The 15,733-nt window shown below is 44.9% G+C and carries 11 protein-coding genes and 1 tRNA gene; 5 read left to right on the top strand and 7 right to left on the bottom strand.

Annotation, left to right across the window (positions count from 1 at the left end; translation table 11 throughout):
• Positions 1-152 precede the first annotated feature (152 nt).
• Complete coding sequence (locus ACE1CD_RS24335; protein WP_374798007.1) at positions 153-485, top strand: hypothetical protein; 333 nt, start codon at positions 153-155, stop codon at positions 483-485.
• A 186-nt stretch (positions 486-671) separates the two neighbouring features.
• Here ACE1CD_RS24335 and ACE1CD_RS24330 read toward each other — a convergent pair whose 3' ends face one another.
• Positions 672-1,658 carry a hypothetical protein gene (locus ACE1CD_RS24330; RefSeq protein WP_374798009.1) on the bottom strand — a complete coding sequence of 329 codons (987 nt, stop codon included), beginning with the start codon at positions 1,656-1,658 and terminating at the stop codon, positions 672-674.
• An 88-nt stretch (positions 1,659-1,746) separates the two neighbouring features.
• Here ACE1CD_RS24330 and ACE1CD_RS24325 point away from each other — a divergent pair, with 88 nt between their 5' ends.
• The gene (locus tag ACE1CD_RS24325; RefSeq protein ID WP_374826508.1) at positions 1,747-2,943 is read left to right on the top strand and encodes an NAD(P)/FAD-dependent oxidoreductase; all 1,197 of its coding nucleotides are present in this window, start codon (positions 1,747-1,749) and stop codon (positions 2,941-2,943) included.
• A gap of 236 nt (positions 2,944-3,179) precedes the next feature.
• On the opposite strand, the gene ACE1CD_RS24320 is transcribed toward ACE1CD_RS24325, so the two are convergent.
• The gene (locus ACE1CD_RS24320; RefSeq protein ID WP_374826507.1) at positions 3,180-3,836 is read right to left on the bottom strand and encodes an MBL fold metallo-hydrolase; all 657 of its coding nucleotides are present in this window, start codon (positions 3,834-3,836) and stop codon (positions 3,180-3,182) included.
• A gap of 3 nt (positions 3,837-3,839) precedes the next feature.
• Between ACE1CD_RS24320 and ACE1CD_RS24315 the strand changes: the two genes are divergently transcribed.
• Positions 3,840-5,345: a site-2 protease family protein gene (locus ACE1CD_RS24315; protein ID WP_374826506.1), complete on the top strand. Its 1,506-nt coding sequence runs from the start codon at positions 3,840-3,842 to the stop codon at positions 5,343-5,345.
• A gap of 62 nt (positions 5,346-5,407) precedes the next feature.
• Positions 5,408-5,480 (top strand) — tRNA-Arg (locus ACE1CD_RS24310).
• Between the two features lie 403 nt (positions 5,481-5,883).
• On the opposite strand, the gene kaiC is transcribed toward ACE1CD_RS24310, so the two are convergent.
• The 3 genes from kaiC to ACE1CD_RS24295 all read right to left on the bottom strand — a co-directional run bounded on the left by kaiC (position 5,884) and on the right by ACE1CD_RS24295 (position 8,874).
• Positions 5,884-7,446 carry a circadian clock protein KaiC gene (gene kaiC / locus ACE1CD_RS24305; RefSeq protein WP_374798019.1) on the bottom strand — a complete coding sequence of 521 codons (1,563 nt, stop codon included), beginning with the start codon at positions 7,444-7,446 and terminating at the stop codon, positions 5,884-5,886.
• A 93-nt stretch (positions 7,447-7,539) separates the two neighbouring features.
• Positions 7,540-7,857, bottom strand: a complete 318-nt coding sequence (gene kaiB / locus ACE1CD_RS24300) for a circadian clock protein KaiB (protein ID WP_190464615.1) — start codon at positions 7,855-7,857, stop codon at positions 7,540-7,542.
• A gap of 84 nt (positions 7,858-7,941) precedes the next feature.
• Entirely contained in the window at positions 7,942-8,874 is a 933-nt protein-coding gene (locus ACE1CD_RS24295) for a circadian clock protein KaiA (RefSeq protein WP_374798021.1), read from the bottom strand.
• Between the two features lie 295 nt (positions 8,875-9,169).
• Between ACE1CD_RS24295 and ACE1CD_RS24290 the strand changes: the two genes are divergently transcribed.
• The gene (locus ACE1CD_RS24290; RefSeq protein ID WP_374826505.1) at positions 9,170-13,165 is read left to right on the top strand and encodes an ATP-binding protein; all 3,996 of its coding nucleotides are present in this window, start codon (positions 9,170-9,172) and stop codon (positions 13,163-13,165) included.
• Positions 13,166-13,224: 59 nt separating this feature from the next.
• Here the strand turns inward: ACE1CD_RS24290 and ACE1CD_RS24285 are convergent, their stop codons facing one another.
• Positions 13,225-14,028: a hypothetical protein gene (locus tag ACE1CD_RS24285; RefSeq protein ID WP_374798025.1), complete on the bottom strand. Its 804-nt coding sequence runs from the start codon at positions 14,026-14,028 to the stop codon at positions 13,225-13,227.
• Positions 13,991-15,652, bottom strand: coding sequence for a GldG family protein (locus ACE1CD_RS24280; protein WP_374798027.1), 1,662 nt, complete (start codon positions 15,650-15,652; stop codon positions 13,991-13,993). The genes ACE1CD_RS24285 and ACE1CD_RS24280 overlap by 38 nt, the downstream gene beginning before the upstream one ends.
• Between the last annotated feature and the right edge of the window lie 81 nt (positions 15,653-15,733).

Here is a 15,733-nt window from a genome sequence, read left to right as displayed (position 1 = left end):
TGCGGTCGTAGTAGCAGAGCTAATAAAAATATTGGTATGACAGACTCACTTGATAAAGTCATGCTACTACAAAATCTTCACTTTGAACATTATCATAATAATTACGAAAGACCTAAATAAATTGGCTTTAAGATACTCACCAAGAGAATAGTATGAGTAATATAAAAAACAATGATGAAGTAATTCAATTCAAACGTGAATTGATTGAAATTGCTCAAAAAATGATTTGTGGTGAGGTTGATTTAATTGAAGGTTGTCGAAAAATGATTAAATATCGATACAAAATAGAAGATAGCGATGAAGTATTCCTACCGTTTATTGGACTGGATTCCGAAACAGATGACTTACCTTGTGATAATGAAAAAAAGTTTATGGAGCCGGAAGCTTTAGCCCGCAAAGATAAGGAAAAAGAAGCGTATTTAGCTATGGCGAAGCCTAGTATAATTAAATCTTGTCAACATCTAATTGATGCTTTTATAGATTAAATAAATTCCGGCAAAAGTAGAAGCATCATAATTCATCCGTTCATCAAAAATCAAGAGAAGGTTTTGGCTTGAAAATACTTTGGCTTATATTGGTCAATGGCAGGGTAAGCAGGCTCGCTACTGGGGACTCCGGAAAAATATTTTCGCTCTTCGTCGGATGGCAATTTGAGATAGTAAAAAGCTTTATTATCTTTCTCGATCGGATTCTTGCAGTCTGTGAAGCAATGTGATAACAGGATAATAATTAGCACAAGATCTCAGCGATCGCTCAAAACAACGCATCCCCGTTGTCACATTATTTCCAATCAGATGACCTAACCCTTCATTCATCAATAAACCTGGATGTTCTGGATATTGTTGATACATCTGATTGTAAAAATGTTCGGCTTTTTGGTATTTACCTTTAAGAGAAATTGCATTAGCTTTTGGTAATTGTTTCAAATAGCGATCGCGTCCGATCGAAGACTTAATTTTGACCCAAACTGAAGTGGGAACGCCAATCAAAAAAATTAAGTTTAACCAGAAAGTTTTCCAAAATATCGAATTCGCACAATTATCGCAAACATAACGGCTTTTGGCATAAAAACCATACACAAACACAAGAAAGTAAAAGTAAAATTCTGTATAGCTTTGCACGCGATTAAACATTTGGCATTCATCGCAAACGCAATATTTTTCTCCTTTGGTTATCGCAGGCTGATTTTCCTTAAATATACTTTGGCAAAAGCGACAATAAATATAAGATGTGCGCTGGTGGTCGGATAGATCGATAGTTGCCTGACATTCCGGACAAGTTGCACTGCGGAAGAGATGATATTGACCCGATTCCCGGAGGAAAGATTTATTATTTTCCGTCCTTTTACGAGAAGATACTTGGTCAATATGCTTTTTCAAATTCTGAGGATTGACATTGTAAACTTCCAAAACGTAAACATAATTATTGACCGAATTAGAGCTGGCTTCAATCTCTCCAGAAAGAGGGGAATCCCAGACGATAACTAACCTTTTGTCGCGCACAAGAGTATCGGTAATCTGTTCGTAAAACAAAGTAGTTGTTGTACCTAAAATTATTTCGCGATCGGTAGCGATCGCTTTTTGAGAAAAAAGTCCCTGCGCGTTACCATTCTCTACAAAGCGAAATTTAAACGAAAGCTCAGAACTTGTCGGCGACATCAGACAACTCCCTTGTGATTGAATACAGACTACTACGGCTTGCTATCCTGAAGAAAGTTCCTCTGCAACGACTCCAGCACATTTAACCATGACCCAACAACCTGCACGTATATGTATACTCGGTGGAGGCTTTGGCGGTCTCTACACTGCTCTGCGATTGGATACGCTACCGTGGGAGGCAGCGGAAAAACCGGAAATTGTGCTGGTGGACAAGAGCGATCGCTTCCTCTTCACTCCCCTCCTCTACGAAATCCTTACCGGCGAACTGCAAACTTGGGAAATTGCCCCACCCTTTGCAGAAATATTGCAAAACACAGACGTGCGGTTTTGTCAAGGTGTTGTAACTGGCATTGATACGGAACAGCGCCGGATTCAATTGCAGGATGAGCCAGAAATACCCTACGATCGCCTCGTCTTGGCATTAGGCGGTGCTTCGCCGATCGACATAGTGGCTGGTGCTGCATCCTATGCCTTTCCCTTCCGCACCCTCACCGACGCCTATCGCCTAGAAGAAAGACTGCGAGTATTGGAAGCGCAGGAAACAGATAAAATACGGGTGGCGATCGTCGGCGGCGGTTATTGCGGCGTCGAATTAGCTTGCAAACTGGCAGATAGACTGGGAGAAAGAGGAAGATTTCGGATCATCGAACAAAGCGATCGCATTTTGCGGACATCCCCAGAATATAACCGCGAAACCGCACGCAGAGTTTTGGAAGAAAAAGATATCTGGATAGATTTAGAAACCACAATTGAATCGGTTAGCCCAGATAGCATTTCCCTGCTGTATAAAGGACAGGTAGATACGATCGCCGCCGAATTGGTCATATGGACAGCCGGAATGCAGGGAAATGCGATCGGACATAATCTTCCCCTCAAACAAAATCAGCGCGGTCAACTTACTACCACACCTACCCTGCAAGCCGTCGATCGTCCAGAAATATTTGTATTGGGAGATTTAGCAGATTGTCAGGATACAGAAGGTCAGCAAGTACCTTCCTCAGCACAAGCAGCATTCCAACAATCCGATTTTACCGCCTGGAATATTTGGGCTTCGCTTACAGGTCGTCCCTTACTTCCCTTCCGCTATCAAAATTTAGGAGAAATGCTCACATTGGGAACAGATAACGCCACTCTCAGCGGTATGGGAGTGCAATTAGAAGGACAATTAGCTTATCTTGTCCGTCGTCTCATTTATTTGTATCGAATGCCAAATTTAGATCATCAATTGCGAGTAGGTGTAAATTGGATGGCTAATCCCATTTTGGATTTTATCAATCCCAGTTGATTGTTATTCTTAACAAGACTTGAGAAACCGGGTTTCTTAACGAAAGATCTAGGTTCTTGGCTTCAAAAAGCAAGAAACCCGGTTTCTAGCCCTAGCACAAGATGTGAGTTTGGCAATGCTTCTCGCTCCAGCCTTGCGATCGCATATTTACATAAGTCCATTCGATTCGCCACTGGGAGTACTAAGGCTGGGATAAGAAACCGGTTTCTTCAAGAAACCAGTTTTCTCCAAGCGCCTCAAAGCACAGCTTTCGCCAAAAGTAAAGCATCTAAATCCAAGCTAGCCAAGTGCTGGTAAGCTCGATCGATCGCTCCTTTACCCCGCAAAAATCCCGTATTCGCACCGGGACAGATATAATTAAGAGTCTCAGGCGAAAAGCGATCGCGCAATAACTGCACGCTGCGAATTTGTCGCGGCCAATGAAAAGTTTTAGAAGTTCGCAGCGGTACGGGTACGCCTTCCTTGTCCGGCAATAAATGACGCCCCGCGAACAACACCCCACCCAAAGCGCTGTAATAAAGACAAGACGAACCCGGAGAGTGTCCGGGAGTCCAGATTGCTTGCGTTTGAGGAGTAAGCGTTAACTCTTGCCGAAATGTCGTCACATCTAACTTAGGCAATAAATAAGCTTCCTGTTCTTGGATCGCAACTCGACAGCCAAAAGCCTGCTGAATCTCTCGCGCCTTACCAATACCGCCTCGGTGAGCGATAAACAGCCACGATACCCCACCGCTTTCCTGTAAAAATTTCTGATTTTCCTCGTCCCAAGCGGGACAATCAACCAGAATATTGGTTTGGTTTTCTACAATAAGATAGGCTGTTGCTCCCAACGTATCTCGATTGGGTGGAAAGGCGAAAATCGTGTCCAAGACAGCCCGTGGTTGTTTGGGCATAACATGAGTATATTGTTGCTTGTATTATTGGGACTGGCTACCTACTTCATTGTCCAGCGTAGCGTTGCCAGTATTACTAAAACGCCAGCTTGGATACTGTGGTTGGTGATGATGGCATCGCCATTGGTATGGCTTGGCTGGACATTGGTCTATGGCCAGAATAAACCCATGCCAGTCGCACTGACGATGGGCGTATTTTTAATCAGCGTCATTTTATACTGCTGGCTGATTCTGTTAGGGCGTAAAGACCTAACCCCACCAGCAACTCAGAACTCCGATATCCCTACCCCAGAACAGACCGCTAACCCAGACGGTCAGGTCTTAAAGGTACGCCCCATCAATAAGGAAGAAGAAACCCAGCTGCGGGAATGTTTCCCTTGGACGGTCTATTACCTGCAAAATCTGGAGTATCGACCCCAAGCCGTGATTTGCAAGGGGCAACTGCGAACCAAACCGGATGTAGCTTATAAAACCATTCGTGAGAATATTGAAGCAAAATTTGGCGATCGCTTCCTGATCGTCTTTCAAGAAGGTTTCAACACCACACCCTTCTTCGCCCTCGTTCCTAACCCCCAAGCTCAATCCAATACCCAGCGTAACAGCGAACCTCTGACCCGACCGGGTTTGGCTTTGGTACTTCTGGCGACAACCTTCTATACCACAACTATCGTCGGAGCGCAAATAGCAGGTGTCACCCGACAGGCAGTCGAATCAAACTCAGCCGTACTGCTGAAAGGACTGCCCTATGCCTTGGCACTGATCGCCATTATGGGCATCCACGAAATAGGTCATTATTTGGCCTCTCGCTTCTACAAACTGCGGACAACTCTGCCCTACTTTATCCCTGTCCCCTTTTTCCCAGGCACATTTGGGGCGTTTATTCAGATGCGTAGTCTAGCGCCCGATCGCAAAGTCTTATTTGATGTGGGAATAGCAGGGCCTTTAGCAGGTTTTATCGTTACTTTACCATTGCTGATTTGGGGTTTGGCTAATTCCACCATCGTCCCCATATCGGAAAAAGCAGGGATATTGAACATGAATGCCTTTATTCCCAGCTCTTCCCTACTGCTAACTTTCTTGAGTAAGTTGGCGCTAGGCAATGCTTTGACCCCCGATAAAGCGATCGATCTCCATCCCGTCGCCGTCGCCGGATACCTGGGGCTGATCGTCACAGCTTTTAATTTGATGCCTGTAGGACAACTCGACGGCGGTCACATCGTCCATGCCATGTTTGGCCAAAAACAAGCCACTGCGATCGGTCAAATTTCTCGCTTCTTACTTTTGACCGCTTCTCTCATGCCGTGGTTGTTGGGAGTAACTATCATTCCGCCCTATTTTTTGTATTGGGCTGTTTTCCTATACATAATACCCATTTACGACGAACCGGCTTTGAACGATGTCTCCGAACTCGACAACAAACGCGACTTGTGGGGCTTGCTGGCCTTGGGCCTGTTACTGATTATTATCTTGCCTGCCCCCCGTTTTCTGATCCAGCTATTGAAAATTTGATCTGTTCTCAGTCCTTCTCCCTCCCTAATCCCCTTAGAAATGCTATACTCGTATAGCAAAGAGGGCACGTAGCTCAGTGGATAGAGCACCAGGTTCCGGTCCTGGGTGTCGGGGGTTCAAATCCCTCCGTGCTCGTTTAAAGTTTAGTCTGGCGATAAATTGCCAAATTTTTTCTTTGCTGCCATCTCTATTTCACTTGGTTTTCCTTCGCTCAAGCTAACGCCCATCTAGAGCGCCACTCCAGTAAAAGAGATTGACAAAACATGATAGATATGTATGCGGATAGAGACCTCCGCTCCGGCGTTGCATTAGGACATAAAAATTGTTGCAGATGGCGATCGATTGTCGCCCCCTGAAGCTTCGCCCCTACATAACACATATTTCGTTGTTTTTGTCAATTTATTCTAGTGGTCTGGCGCTCTAGGTAAAAGTAAAGGGAAAGAGAAATTTCTTTTTCTCTTCCCCTTTAAATTTTTCACCCGTGGGACAAAATCGAAAATCTCAAATTCCAAATGCTAATTTTTTTGAATAAATAGCTTTACTCTTCCCCAATTTTTCCTTGAACCCCCTTGACAATCCGAGAAAGTTCTGTTTTCTCATCAACGCTAATGCGACTGGGAGAACCGCTGATAATCCGTTCAAAGTTCCGGAAAGAGTCTTTAATTTCGGGGCCTTTTTCGCTGATGGTATACTCGCGGATGCCTTTATCGTGCCAAGAACCTCGCATCTTAAACACGTTAATAGCGCGAGACATTTCGCCGCGAATCTCTACGTACTGGAGCATAATAATTGTGTCCGTAATCGTAGAAATATGAGAGTCTGTAATCGAATGAGACCCCATAAATTGATCGGTGGTGTTAGTAAAAAAGCCAGTAATTTCTTCTTGCTTGGCAAAACCTGTTACGCCAATCACAAACTGTCTAAAAGCATTATTGCTCACTCCCCGCGCCAAGGCAGATAAAGAATCGATCGCAATCCGAGAAGGCTTAAATTGTGCGATTTCCGATTTAATAATTTGCAAGTGGTCTTCCAAGCCAGCCGATTCCGGATAAGCACAAATAATTTTTAGCACATCTTTTTGTTCTAAATCCTCAAAATCAATACCCCAAGAATAAGCATTGCGCGATAGCTGAGCGCGAGATTCTTCATAAGCAAATAGCATTGCTCGCTCACCTCTCATACAGGCATCTTGCAAAAACTTACTGACTAAAAGCGTTTTGCCTGTACCCGTCGCGCCTGTGGCCAAAATAATCGAATCTTTAAAGAAACCACCGCCACACATTTCATCCAGCGTTTTCACACCAGAAGAAACTCTCACATTAGAAGAACGTTGAGTTAATCGCATTGCACCCAAGGGGAAGATATTTATTCCATCATTAGTAATTGTGAAAGGATATTCGCCTTTCATGTGAGTTGTGCCTCTCAATTTCAGGATTTCCATCGTGCGGCGACGCCTCTCTCCTTCCAAAACATTGCGGACAATTATCACATTGTCCGACACAAATTCTTCTACGCCAAAACGCGCCACCGGCCCATATTCTTGCTCCCGTTCGGTTGTCATAATTGTAGTCACGCCAACTTGCTTTAAACGTGCCACCAAACGAAAGATTTCTCTTCGCACAACCGAAGCGGCATCGTACTGTTGAAACACCGCCGTCACAGAGTCGATCGAAACCCGTTTAGCTTTGTATTTACGAATCGCGTATTGCAGCCGTTCAATCAAAGCAGAAAGGTCAAAACTCCCGACAACATCTTGTCCCTCCGGATCGGGAGAAGCATCTAGAATAAATAGCTTGCCATTCTCGATTAATTGTTGTAAATCCCAACCAAAGCTACAGGCATTTTTGATAATATCGTTCGGCGATTCTTCAAAAGTAACAAAGACTCCCGGATCGTCAAAATGAATGATGCCGTTATAGAGAAATTGGATGGCTAATAATGTTTTTCCAGTTCCAGAAGTCCCGCTTACTAACGTTGTTCTACCAACAGGTAAACCCCCATGACTTATATCATCAAATCCCTCTATAAGGGTACGGATTTTTTCGACTCCTACTTTTACAGTTTCTTGTGTTTGTCCGGTCTGATTTTTGGGTTTATTCATTGCTTCGATCGTCAAAAATGAAAGTTAATAGCATAAACTAAAAGGCTAAATCCTTATCTTTGCTGGCTTGATTGGCCCTATGGCAAAATTCCTTTAAAAGCCCAATTCTTCTTCCTCACGCAATTCTTCGTAAAGCAGATCTAAACCAATCAATACCTTCTCTCTGTCGGAAAGATCGCCAATTATTTTTCGCACCGGGGGAGGTAATATTTTCGCCAGAGTAGGAGTTGCCAAGATTTTATCTTCTTCTGCCAGTTGCGGATTTTTGAGAACATCAATCACTTTCAGTGCGTAAACGCCTTGAAACTCTTGTTCAAGTATATTTTTGAGCATTTTTAATGCTCGGACAGAATTGGGTGTGTTCCCAGCTACATAAAGCTTGAGAACATAGGTTTTTTTCAAAGGGCTCATAAATCGTTGTTACTTGTTCATTGTTCATTGTTTCTTGTTCATCGTTCATTCTTAATCTACGGATCGCGAACTATGAACCATTATTTAAGATTCTCTGGGCAGCGAACGGCGGTACATTTCACATAAGTGAGCTATCACATCGATTAACGTCAGTCTGTAATCTAATAGCACTTCATCGTTACGCCCTTCCAATTTTAGTTGCTTGGAAAGATCATCCATTAATTCCATATGAATTTCCACAATATGAGTAACCGGAATGTCAGAAAAGAAAGCTGTATTGACAAATTCATCAATTTTTTGATTAAGGTTGGCATCTTGTACAAAGTAATTCAGAACTATCTGGCGGTAGTCATATTTTAATTGAGCCAGAAACTCCTGTTTTTTGGAAGCTGAAAAATTCCGAAAGAAATGTTTGGGATTGCGCTTGTAATACACTCCCAGGTATCCTAATCGTTCTCTTAGTTTTTCTGCCAAGCGCTGTTGCTGTGACAAGAGAAAATTTTGTTTGGCGCTGTTTTCGCCCCATGAGAATGTCTCGCACAAAGGAGCTTGAGAAGAAAGCTCCAGAAACCGAGCGATCGCTTGCTCAATCCGATCGGCAATGCGATCCATTTCCCTAATAGAGACTTCGATCGCCGCCGCATCATAAAAACTCACAATCCCCTCTGGAGTAAATTCTGCTGAAGTTTTCCCTAACTTTTCTGCGGGTAAGGTAGATTTGCGAATCTCATCACCCGATGTTGGGCTTAGCCTTACTTCTTCTATATCCGCCTTTAAAATCACGCTAGGTAAGAGCGTACCTTGCTCCTGCAACTGCTCGACAACGGTCAACATCTCTGGGACATCCTCTAAAATCAGGCAATCGATCTGTTGTTGTCGCTGCGTTACAAAACTCAAAAACGCCTCTTTTGACTGGAATTCAGACAGCACATAGCGTTCGCCACTTAAAAACGGCACGAGCGACTGAGCCAATTGCTCAGAAGGCAAGAAAGTACAGATAGAAAGTTGCGATCGCACGTGCTTTTTGGAAGTAAGGTGATCAACTCGTTGTATAATTGCTTCCCCCCCAGGACAGACATCCTCTCAGGGACTCAATACAATGCTTAACATTAAGCTAACATTAGTTGAATTGTCATTAATTGTAATTGCCAAAATAGAAGGAAAATTCGTACTGAGCTCATAATATGATGTAGACCCTTTAAGCGTCTCCTACTCTGCGTTAAACAACATTTGCCCAGCTTAGAGGCATTGCTTCCACCTGAAAAAGACGCACCGCCTACCCTGTATGTAAAGCAGTTGAGGCGTAAAAGTCATGGGACTGTGGACTCAAAGAGGCGCTTTCAGCTATTTTGAACTGCCAGCCAGACAGCACATACCCATGTCTACCCCCTGCCTGAAAGAATTTATCGCCATCGTGCCAATCTGCACGCAGAGGATGAGCCTCGCAGCAGTGCTGGAAATTTTCAGCCAGGACAACTGCGAGCCCAGCACCACCACTACTCGTTACACAAATAGCTTGGTAGTGGTGAACGAACAGCTACGCCCTATGGGAATACTGCACCTGAGCAGTCTACTGCCCTACTTGAACTTATCCAAATCGGCTTCTGGGGGGGCAATATTTAAAAGTGCCCCAGAAGCGACTTTTATGACAGCAGACTTCGAGCCGTCTTTGCCTCCTACCTTTCCGGGTGCAGCTTATGGAAGGAGCCTTGGCGAAGTAGAGCGACAAGATGCGTTCGATCGCCCTCCGGTAAATAAAGCATATGTTACATCGCGCCGACCCCAAATTGCGCCAGAATTTAATTTACAGCAACCTATTTTAGATCTCGGTTTATCCATCATTGAGCCGCTCGCGACCCTACCTGCCGATTTTACCCTCAAACAATTTTGGCCATACTTACAAGATCGGAGGTATAAAACTGCTCCCAGCCCTGACTGGGCTCTAGTCGATCCCACTGGCAAGTTTGTGGGCTTGCTGGATACTCAGCGTCTTCTGCAATACCTGTCCAATCGCTTATCCCCAGAAATATTAGCAGAATCCGAACCTCCACAAAAACCAGCAGCGCCAAGATTGCCTGTCGATCGCATCCCCTCAAAAAGCCCCGCCACCACTACCCTAGAGGAAACCCTTCATCCCCTGATTGTACTGCTGGAACGGCTGCCCTTGCCCATCATGTTGCAAACAGGCAACGGTGAATCCGTAAACCAAAATTTAGCGTGGCGCAAACACTTTGGAGCCCTGCAAGACCCCGAATCGATCAGACGCGAAGCCGCTGAACTATTGGCAAAAGCACCACCTCCGGGGCAAGATGCCAAAGTGGAGGAATGGAACCATTTGTTTGGCGAAGCCTCAAATTTATTTGATTTTTCCGTTTTGCCGATCGCCACCCCAGCCAAAAACTCAGACGAGCCGACGACTCCTCACGATCGCACTTTGGCCCCTAAACTTTGTCATTTGGGTACAAATCCAAACACTTGCATTTGTATCTGTCCCATGCAAAATGGTTCCGAGCGAGCGTGGCAATTTATCAAAATCCCTCTGGGCAACGTTTTATCCAGCCAAGATAGCCAAAGCACCCCCCAAAGTACACCAGAAGAGCTGCTTCAAGTGACTAAGTGTTATGAAAACTTTTGCTTAGCAACTTTAGGCGCAAACAAGGATAGCTCTCTGGTAGCGCCTCCGATTCCCGTACTGGAACAAGAAACTCTGCGGCTTACACACGAAGCATTTGGCATCCAGTACGAAGCCGTCAGAGCCAAGCAATCGGGACAAAACATCGACAGTAAGCCGACTTCTCAGCCGGAGAAAGGGGCGGAAATATTTAATAGCTCTCCAGAAGCGATCGGTGGTGACTTGTGGCTCGTGCTGGCACAGGATGTTACGGACGAGCAACAAGTCGCCAAAGAACTGGCAGCTAAAAATGCCGATCTCATTCAACTCAATCGCCTTAAAGATGAATTTTTAGCCTGCATCAGTCACGAACTAAAAACCCCTCTCACAGCTGTTCTAGGCTTGTCCAGCTTGCTCAAAGATCGTTTGCTGGGCGAGCTCAACGATCGCCAAATCCGCTATGCGCGACTGATCCACCAGAGCGCTCGCCATCTCATGACTGTCGTCAACGACATCTTGGATCTTACCCGTATGGAAACCGGGCAGCTGGATCTGACCCTCGCTCCCGTGGATATCCAAAATGTCTGCGATCGAGCTTATGAGCAAGCTCGACACCTCGTATGGGGAAAAAACAAAGAAGAAGAAGAAGAACGCATTGCCCTCACCCCAGAGCCTAACTTCACTCTGTCGATCGAAACCAGTTTAGAAAGCTTGATCGCAGACGAACTGCGCCTGCGCCAAATGCTTGTCAACCTGCTCTCCAACGCGCTTAAATTTACAGAGCCTAACGGTCACTTTGGCTTAAAAGTCAGCCGCTGGGAAGGCTGGATTGCTTTTACAGTCTGGGATACAGGGATAGGCATACCCGAAGAAAAGCAACACCTCATCTTTCAAAAATTTCAACAGCTAGAAAATCCCCTCACCCGTCAGTTTGACGGTACCGGACTCGGACTGGTTTTAACCCAGCGTCTCGCTCGCCTTCACGGCGGGGATGTTACTTTTATTTCCAAGCCAGGTACAGGTAGCGAGTTTACGCTTCTCCTACCTCCCAGCCCACCTGGAAATACTTATGAATTCCCGACAATGAGTTCGGAATGGGAAGAAAATTCTATAAATCAAAATCCTTATTTTGTTCAGCAAAACTCTTATGGTTCATACCAGAAGTCAGAAGCTTCATCTCGCTTAGTTTTAATCGTAGAAACCACACCCCGATCGATCGAAGAACTCACAAACCAGCTTTTGGGGTTGGGCTATCGAGTCGTCATTGCTCGCTCCGGTACGGAAGCTTTAGAAAAAGCGCGACGGTTGCAACCTTGTGCGATTTTCCTCAATCCTCTCCTACCTCTCCTCTCAGGTTGGGATGTACTCACTTTGCTCAAATCATCTCCCCAAACTCAACACATCCCAGTGATCGTCACCGCCACCAGAGCAGAAAAGAATTACGCCTACAGTAAGCGAGCGAATAGCTTTTTGACTTTGCCGGTGCAAGTTGATGATTTGCGCCAAACTTTGGAAAGCTTGGCAACTCACCCCCAAGCATCCGAACAGGGACAAGCTTCCGGTACCGGTTTGATCGTTCTGCGGCTCAGTACTCGTGCGCCAGGAGATTTGGCAGACGATCGCAACAGTGCGATCTCTACAACTAATTTATCTGTCGAGCCGGCTCACCAGCCGGCTTCTAGCACGGCAATATTTAAGAATTCCCCAGCAGGCGGTTTGGAGGGCGAGAAAGTCGCAAATTCACACCAGGCTTCCTCGTTCCCTCACCCCAATTTGAGTAAACTTTTGCATCAATACAATTACCGGATTTTAGAAGTTGACGATCTCGACCAAGCCGAACTTCTAGCGCGGGTTTGGCAGCCCCAGGTAGTCTTACTCGAAAGCCAAATTGCCGAGCCTGTGCCTTACCTAGAACAGCTGAGCCAACACCCAGCCTTGGCAAGTTTGCCCTTGGTGGTTTTGGATGAAGCGACTGCTAAAGCTGCTCTTCAAATAAGCGGTAAACATGGAAAGTTGCCTTTACAAGTATTTCCCTGTTTGACAGCCCCTGGATCTTCATTAGAACCCAATACTTTATTACAGGCGATTCAAGTAGCTGCCGGTATGAGCTGCAAACCCAGTATTTTAGTTGTGGATATCTTAACTTTGCCGGATTTAATTCCTTCTTTTGACCCTATACAACCAACGGTGACTTCTGGTATGGAATCTGCTAGTTCCACTTCCCCAGAAGCCAGACACGATCGACAACTGACAAATCTGGATATGGCGGCTGCTACTAAAAAGCGAACGGAGAAGCTGCAAGTATTAATCCAGTATTTCCAAACGGCTGGGTTTAAAGGTGTGATAGGTCATTCTTGGGAAGAAGTTTTGCGGCAAGTTCAGCACCGTAGTATAGATTTGCTGTTAATAGATCTGGGAGAATTAACAACCTCAAACCAATTAATAAATGAGCTCTCTGCTCTCAAACGGTTTGGACAAAGACCTCCTACGCTTGTGCTAGCTAAACAGTTAAATACAGATGAATCGTCGTCAGGTCTGGAAGAGTCTCTAGATTTGGCTTTGCGGGAAATCGCCACGCGAATTTTGCCTGCTTCTTTGTCGATGGAGGAACTTTTAGAGCAGATTCGTCAGACCCTAACTCAGGGCGTCGGGCGTCGGGCGTCGGGCGTCGGGGAGATGGGAGAGGAAATTAGCTAGTTAAGATTTTGTTAACTGATTTTCCCACTCCCCCACGACCTCTTCCCGACGCCCTTCTCTTATTGTTTCCATTCAGATAAAGGTCGATTTACCGCATACTCGAAATCCTTAGTTACCAACAGCACTTGTATCGGTTCCTTCACTTGTTTGGGAGGATCGGCGATCGCATACAAGGAGGTATCGTTAAAATTAGGCTTACCTAAAATCAGTTGATGATTTACCTGATTATTTAACTTTATATCCACAGTGGCTAGAGGTTCATTCAAACCATAATCTATACGCGGATCGCTGGGGATACGATCGGCCTTTGCCTTAACTAACTTATCCAGCAAATAAGCGACATAGGCGTCATTGGCTGGCATTTGGGTGCCAATCTTTTCTTCTGGTCGTTCTGTGGCTTTTGCTTCAGGAGATGGTGTTGCTTTCTTATCGCCAGAACTATTTCCCGTACTATTTTCAGGCAATGCAGTTGTTTTGTTATCGCCAGATTCAGTTTTTTCTTTCGGTTCAGCTTCTTGTTTTGTCTCAGTTTCCTTGGCAATTTCCAAGATTTTCATTTGCCATTTAGTGGCGGAAACATTATTCTGCTGCGGCTGATTTCGCTCAAACTGTATAGTTTTATTTTGGGTTTTTAAAACCACAGTTTGCACATCTTTTTCTTGGAAATCAAAAACCAGATTTTCCTTATTTTTTGCAGCTTCTAGCTGCGGTCTGCCCTCGGTTTCAAACAGATAAACGATACCGCCTAATAACGTCGCCGATATTAACAGAATTAGAGTAGACTTCGGTAACTTCATATGAGACAGCAACCTCCAGATATCTTCCTTATCGCCGCCGCCACCAAAGCCAGCCAGCAGTTCCAAATCCGATTAAAGGTAAAATGACTATACTTATCCAAGTTAACAAGCCAGCTTGGGAAAGTCTCATCTTCAGACGACGCTGGTTTGGCTGCTTGGGACGAATGGAAAGAGTGCGATTTTCTTGCCTATTCAACCAACTGACTGAATTGAGGAACACATCGCCATTTAACTGTCGATCGAATACCCCATCGCTGATAAAATTAGAATTTCCAAACACAACTAAACGAGCTTCATCTGAGCGTTTTTTTGGCTTTTTATCCAAATTTTGTTTTGATGTTTGGCTTTCTGACTTATCTGGAGATGCCGCAGGAGAGGGTGATGCTTGTGCTGGCTGGGAATTGGATATAAATTCCGCTTTACGACTCAAAGCTACCCCTAAAATCAACGGCCCTTGGCGATCCTGCTTGGGATCGAAAGTTAATTCCCGATTTTCTAAATCGCTTTCCGCCCAGCTATCTTGAGAAGTCAACAACAGTGGCGTCGCCTCCACACCTTTGATAGGTTGAATATCTAGAGGTCTTGCCATTTGATAGAAAGAAATGCCATTGCCAAAATTTTTAGTAATGGGATGATTTCCGTAGTTAGTCACGATGGGAGTAGCCGGTCCCAATCCAATCAAACGCCCATCATCGGAGGCATCAACGGCAAGACGATTTTCCAATTTCACACCCCACTCATCCAATAAAGTATTGAGTCCCGGATCGGTATTGGGGTCTAATGCTAGTAGCAAGCTGCCACCTCGATCGAGATATTCGCGCAACACCTTGACTTCTTGCTCAAACAAAGCTCGTTTTGGCCCCGCTACCACGACGGCAACGGCATCATCGGGAACTGATGAACGTTCTGCCAAGTTGAGCGCAATGCTTTGATAATTTTTCTGCTCCAGGTACTTCATTGCTTGAGACAGTCCATCTCTGACTGACTCCATCGGTCGTTCGCCATGACCTTGCAGAAAATATACTGCCAGAGTGCGATCGCTTTTAATTTGTTCTATAGCATTAGTCAGTTTTTCTTCCGAAAGCGGCTCATTCTGATTGACGTTTTGGATAAACTTTCGCTGTTCGCCATATTCCAAATAAGCTTCGCCGCTTTCTTTGAGATTAAATTTTCTCGCCAATCCTGGATTGACATTCGGGTCGATATACTCAAAGCTGAACTTTGACCCCTGACGTTGGTAGTTCTCCAGTAATTGCTTGTCTTTGGGATCGGGATTGCGATCGAATATCCACACTTTTACCGGTTGCGTTAAATCCCGCACCACCTGCTGCGACTGAGGCGACAAAGTAAACTGTTGATTTTCTGACAAGTCCATCCGCCCCGAATAGCGGACGCCCAAAAAGTTAATTACCACCAAAATCGCCACAACTGCTGCCGTAGCTACAAAGGCATTAGTTCCTGCTTGTGTGGAACGCTGTCCCCAAAAACTTTGTGTCGGCGAAGTTAAATCCCCATTACCTTGACTTGCCAACCACAATACTAGAGCCACACTTCCACAAATTACCAACAAAAGCGGTACGGGCAACCACTTGTCCGATACTACCCAAGCGGTAAAACCGGCAGCAAGTAGAAATAGCCCTATCCAGAGCAGATATTTGCCATATTTATCGCTGAATTTGAATGTTTTCATTGGCTAATTACTAATTGCTGATTTAAGATTTCAGATTTCAGATTTATTAAATTTGCCATCTGAAATCTAAAATTTGAAATT

Source organism: Aerosakkonema sp. BLCC-F183 (assembly GCF_041929145.1).
In the GTDB taxonomy this organism is placed as follows: domain Bacteria; phylum Cyanobacteriota; class Cyanobacteriia; order Cyanobacteriales; family Aerosakkonemataceae; genus Aerosakkonema.
Note: the sequence above shows the minus strand (reverse complement) of the source record. Positions and strands in the feature narration are given on the sequence as shown.